Source organism: Streptococcus sp. 68, from assembly GCF_013277415.1.
Taxonomy (GTDB): Bacteria; Bacillota; Bacilli; order Lactobacillales; family Streptococcaceae; genus Streptococcus.
Genome location: NZ_VMMX01000011.1, coordinates 182,795 through 187,669, shown reverse-complemented (window position 1 = coordinate 187,669; position 4,875 = coordinate 182,795). Strand labels below are relative to the sequence as shown.

4 protein-coding genes and 1 tRNA gene are annotated in these 4,875 nt (G+C 40.5%); all 5 read right to left on the bottom strand.

The window, feature by feature from the left end:
* Positions 1-131: 131 nt before the first annotated feature.
* The 5 genes from HT720_RS07410 to HT720_RS07390 all read right to left on the bottom strand — a co-directional run bounded on the left by HT720_RS07410 (position 132) and on the right by HT720_RS07390 (position 4,837).
* A tRNA-Glu gene (locus HT720_RS07410) sits at positions 132-203 on the bottom strand.
* Positions 204-593: 390 nt separating this feature from the next.
* Entirely contained in the window at positions 594-1,028 is a 435-nt protein-coding gene (locus tag HT720_RS07405; protein ID WP_173226884.1) for a cytidine deaminase, read from the bottom strand.
* Between the two features lie 13 nt (positions 1,029-1,041).
* Positions 1,042-2,502 carry a glutamate--tRNA ligase gene (gene gltX, locus HT720_RS07400; protein WP_173275295.1) on the bottom strand — a complete coding sequence of 487 codons (1,461 nt, stop codon included), beginning with the start codon at positions 2,500-2,502 and terminating at the stop codon, positions 1,042-1,044.
* A gap of 127 nt (positions 2,503-2,629) precedes the next feature.
* Positions 2,630-3,979 carry a glucose-6-phosphate isomerase gene (locus tag HT720_RS07395; RefSeq protein WP_136937355.1) on the bottom strand — a complete coding sequence of 450 codons (1,350 nt, stop codon included), beginning with the start codon at positions 3,977-3,979 and terminating at the stop codon, positions 2,630-2,632.
* A 168-nt stretch (positions 3,980-4,147) separates the two neighbouring features.
* Complete coding sequence (locus tag HT720_RS07390; protein WP_084927122.1) at positions 4,148-4,837, bottom strand: gamma-glutamyl-gamma-aminobutyrate hydrolase family protein; 690 nt, start codon at positions 4,835-4,837, stop codon at positions 4,148-4,150.
* Between the last annotated feature and the right edge of the window lie 38 nt (positions 4,838-4,875).

Genomic DNA, 4,875 nt, shown 5'->3' with positions numbered 1-4,875 from the left:
TCAAAGGTCTTTGTCACTTGCTTCTCTCAAGCGACAACTATATTAGTATATCACAGTCGCTTTCGCTTGTCAACACTTTTTTGAAATTTTTTTAAACTTTTTTCATCAAGTGTTACAACCGCAACATACCATAGTCCGTACGGGATTCGAACCCGTGTTACCGCCGTGAAAAGGCGGTGTCTTAACCCCTTGACCAACGAACCAGAGTTGTTATTTTCAACTCTTACTATTATACAGGCTTTTCTAACTTTGTCAACACCTTTTTTAAAATTTTTTTACTTTTTTGCATTGGGTAACTTCTCAAAGTAACTTCCACCATAGCGGAACTTAATCTGAAACACTTTCAGATGAGGGGATTTTGTGCGCTCTTTTTTTCGATTCATTTTGGCTACAAAAGCAATGAAATCAAGCATTAGTAAAACCAGTAGAACTTACCCTGACACGAATTTCCACTGGTTTTTACGATTTTTATCAGACTAACTTCCACTTGGATTAGCAGTAGAACTTAGTTTGGGAATTTACCAATTTTTCAATTCTTTTCAAGTACAGTTTTTCAAATTATAGTAAAAAGAGCCAGAATTATACTGACTCTTCTATTGTTCATTAAACTTAGAAGCACGTTCTTCTCCCCACCAATAGGGCATTAGTTCTGCGACTTTCACTGTCTTTCTTGTATCGTAGTCCATCATGACTTCTGCATCTTTATTTTCAGCGTTCATCTCTAAGAGGAATTCTCTGCAAGCTCCACAGGGCATTCCTGAACTTCCACCATAAGGTGGTTTGTCTCGAAAGGCTAATACTTTCTTAACCTTAGTTTGTCCTGAAAATTGGTACATATTGAAGAGAGCCGCCCGCTCTGCGCAGAGATGGAACACACCACAGGTTCCCTCCATACAGAATCCTGTAAATATTTGTCCATCTTCTGCTTCTACTGCAGCTACAACATGATTGGCATAAACAAAGTCTGATACTTCATGTGGATTGTATAGCTTCTGTGCTTCTTCGTACATCTTTTCCCAGATGTCCATTATTGTACCTTTCTTACTTAGAGATTTCTTTTAGCATGTTTTCGATATGCTGGATTGATTTTTCACGACCTAACAAGAAGATAGTATCTGGCAATTCTGGTCCATGCATTTCACCTGAAACAGCGATACGAATAGGCATGAAAAGATTTTTCCCTTTAATACCTGTTTCTTTTTGGACTGCTTTAATTTGTGGGAAGATATTCTCTGCCACAAATTCATCATCTGTCATCGCTTCAAGTTTTGCTTTGAAGGCTTCAAGAACTGTTGGGACTGTTTCACCCGCCATGACTCCGCGCTCTGCTTCGGTCAATTCTGGGAAATCTGAGAAGAAGAGATCTGTCAATGGGATAATCTCATCTACTGATTTCATTTGTGGTTTATAGAGCTCAACTAATTTTTCAGCTTTGTCAGTCAATCGACCTGCTTCCTCTAAGAATGGTTTTGCCATTTCAAAGATAGTTTCTAGGTCTGCCTTCTTGATATAATCATTGCTCATCCAGTCGAGTTTCTTCTGATCAAAGGCTGCTGGAGACTTGCTCAGGCGGTTTTCATCGAAAAGTTTAATCAATTCTTCACGAGAGAAGATTTCATCTTCGCCACCTGGGTTCCAACCAAGAAGAGAAATAAAGTTAAAGACTGCTTCTGGTAAATAGCCTTTTTTACGGTAGTCTTCAATAAACTGAAGGGTGTTGGTGTCACGTTTAGACAATTTTTTCCCAGTTTCAGAGTTGATAATCAAAGTCATGTGACCAAACTCTGGAGCTTCCCAACCAAGTGCTTCATAAACCATGAGCTGTTTTGGTGTATTAGCAATGTGGTCATCTCCACGGATTACGTGAGAAATTTGCATATCATGGTCATCGATAACAACGGCAAAGTTGTAAGTTGGGTAACCGTCTTTCTTTTGGATAACCCAGTCACCACCAATATTGCCACCTTCAAATTCGATATCGCCTTTGACCATATCATGCCACTTGTAGATACCTGACTCATTGACAGCCAAGCGAACAGTGGGAATAATTCCTGCTGCTTCACGTTCTGCGATATAAGCCGCTTTTTCTTCTTCACTCATACCAAGGTATTCGTTGATGTAGCGAGGTGTTTCACCTGCTGCTTCTTGGCGTTCGCGTTCAGCTGCCAACTCTTCTTCTGTGACGTAAGATTTGTAAGCTTTTCCTTCAGCTAACAGTTGGTCGATGTATTTTTGATACAAGTCCAAACGCTCAGACTGGCGGTAATTTTCATGTGTTTCTGGGCTTTCATCCCAATCCATGCCTAACCAACGAAGGTTTTCAAGTTGTGAACGTTCACCATCCTCGACATGACGTTTACGGTCAGTATCTTCAATACGGATAATAAAAGTTCCACCATGATGACGTGCGTAAAGGTAGTTGAACAATGCTGTACGGGCATTCCCGATGTGTAGTAGTCCTGTTGGACTTGGTGCGTAACGTACGCGGATATCTTTTGACATAGTTTCTCCTATAAAGTCTCTAGGCGTCTGCCTTTTTGCTCTCTATATTATATCACAAGTCTTGGCTGAGTCCAATTTCTATGGATAAAGAGAGTAAAAAGAGTGGACAAACCACTCTTTTCTTCTATTATAGACGTGCGTTAAGTTCTTTGCTTAATTCTTCAAATCCTGGTTTTCCAAGAAGGGCAAACATGTTACGTTTATAAGCTTCAACACCTGGTTGGTCAAATGGGTTGATGGCATTCAAGTAACCTGAAAGAGCGATAGCCAATTCGAAGAAGTAGATAGTGTAACCAAGAGTGAAAGCATCTTGCTCTGGAAGAGTCACATACATGTTTGGTACATCACCATCTGTGTGGGCAAGAAGAACACCATCAGTTGCTTTTTTGTTTACAAAGTCAACGTCTTTTCCTTGAAGGTAACCAAGTCCATCAAGGTCTTCTTCCAAGCTAGGGATAATCACGTTCTTACGAGGTTTGTCAACACGGACAACTGTTTCAAACATGATACGAGTTCCTTCTTGGATAAATTGACCCAATGAGTGCAAGTCAGTTGAGAAGTTGGCTGAAGTTGGGTAGATACCTTTTTGGTCTTTTCCTTCTGATTCACCAGCCAATTGTTTCCACCACTCTGAGAAGTATTGAAGTGATGGCTCATAGTTTACCAAGATTTCAGTTGCATAGCCTTTACGGTAAAGAATGTTACGAACTGCTGCGTATTGGTAAGCTTCGTTTTCAGAGATTTTATCTGAAGTGTAGTCTTTGCGAGCTGCATTCGCACCTTCCATAAGGGCTTTGATGTCAGCTCCTGATGCTGCAATTGGAAGCAAACCAACGGCTGTCAATACTGAGAAGCGTCCACCGATGTCATCTGGAACCACAAATGTTTCCCAACCGTTAGCATCTGCCTCAACCTTAACAGCACCTTTTTGGCGGTCAGTTGTTGCATAGATACGTTTGTTGGCTTCTTCTTGACCGTATTTCTTAACCAAGAGTTCTTTGAAGACACGGAAAGCGATAGCTGGTTCAGTTGTTGTACCTGATTTAGAGATAACGTTTACTGAGAAGTCTTTGTCTGCAACATACTCTACTAAGTCAGCAAGGTAAGTAGATGAGATTGAGTTTCCTGCGTAAAGGATTTGTGGAGCTTTGCGTTCTTCTTTTGTTTGCAAGTTTGCAAAGTGGTGGTTCAAGAAGTCGATTGCTGCTTTCGCACCAAGGTAAGATCCACCGATACCAATCACAACCAAAACATCGCTGTCTGATTTGATTTGCTCAGCAGCTTTCAAGATGCGGTCAAATTCTTCGCGGTCGTAGTTTTCAGGAAGGTCCAACCAGCCCAAGAAGTCGCTACCAGCACCAGTTCCTTTACGAATCATTTCGTCAGCAGCTGTAACTTGTGCTTGCATGTATTCCACTTCATGTGGTGCAACAAATTTGTCTAAAACTTTTGAATAATCAAATTTAATATGTGACATGTTATTCCTCCAATATTTCTTCTTTTCTATCATAACGCTTGCCTTCGTTTTTTTCAAGTTTTTTTGTCGAATTTCTCCAATTTTTATCAGAATTCAAACGTTTGCGTAAAAATCCCATATTCAAAAAATTGAAAAAATAAAAGAAAGAACGACTAGATACACCAGTCGTTACAGTTCATTCAATAAATACTCAAATAATTCTAAATTGCCATCTTCTTCATTGACCAGAAACTCTGGATGCCACTGCAAACCGATAATGCGGTGCTCATCGATAGACTCAATCGCTTCGATGGTTTGGTCTCGTGGATCAATAGCAGTTACACGGAAATTAGGTGCCAAATCTTTAATACTTTGACGATGGACGGAGTTGACCTGACTTTCTTTTCCAAATAGCTTGGCCACCATGCTTCCTTCTACTGTCTCAATAGAGTGAGATGTTCCGAAAGGTAGTCCTTGCCAATGACCTTCGATTTCTTGATTGAGGGTTCCTCCAAAGGCAACATTGACAAGTTGAACACCGCGACAGATTGCCATAATTGGTTTATTCTGACGGAGCGCTTCTTTCAATAGAGCTAGTTCAAACTCATCACGAACCAGATTATAATCATCGCTCTCGATGGTCTTTTTCTCTCCATAAAACTGAGGGTGGACATTTTGTCCTCCTGTCAAGATGAGTTTATCAATCATTTCTACATAATCGCGCACGACTGACTCATCACCAACAGGAATGACTAAAGGGAGACCGCCGACTTGACGAATGCTCTCTGCGAATCTACAAGATACAGATGAATGAATGTTTTTGCCTTCTGCATCTACGGGACACAGATTTGCAGCAACTCCTACAACCGTTCTAGGCATGATGTCTCTCCTTTCGAATGTTAATACTCTTCGAAAAT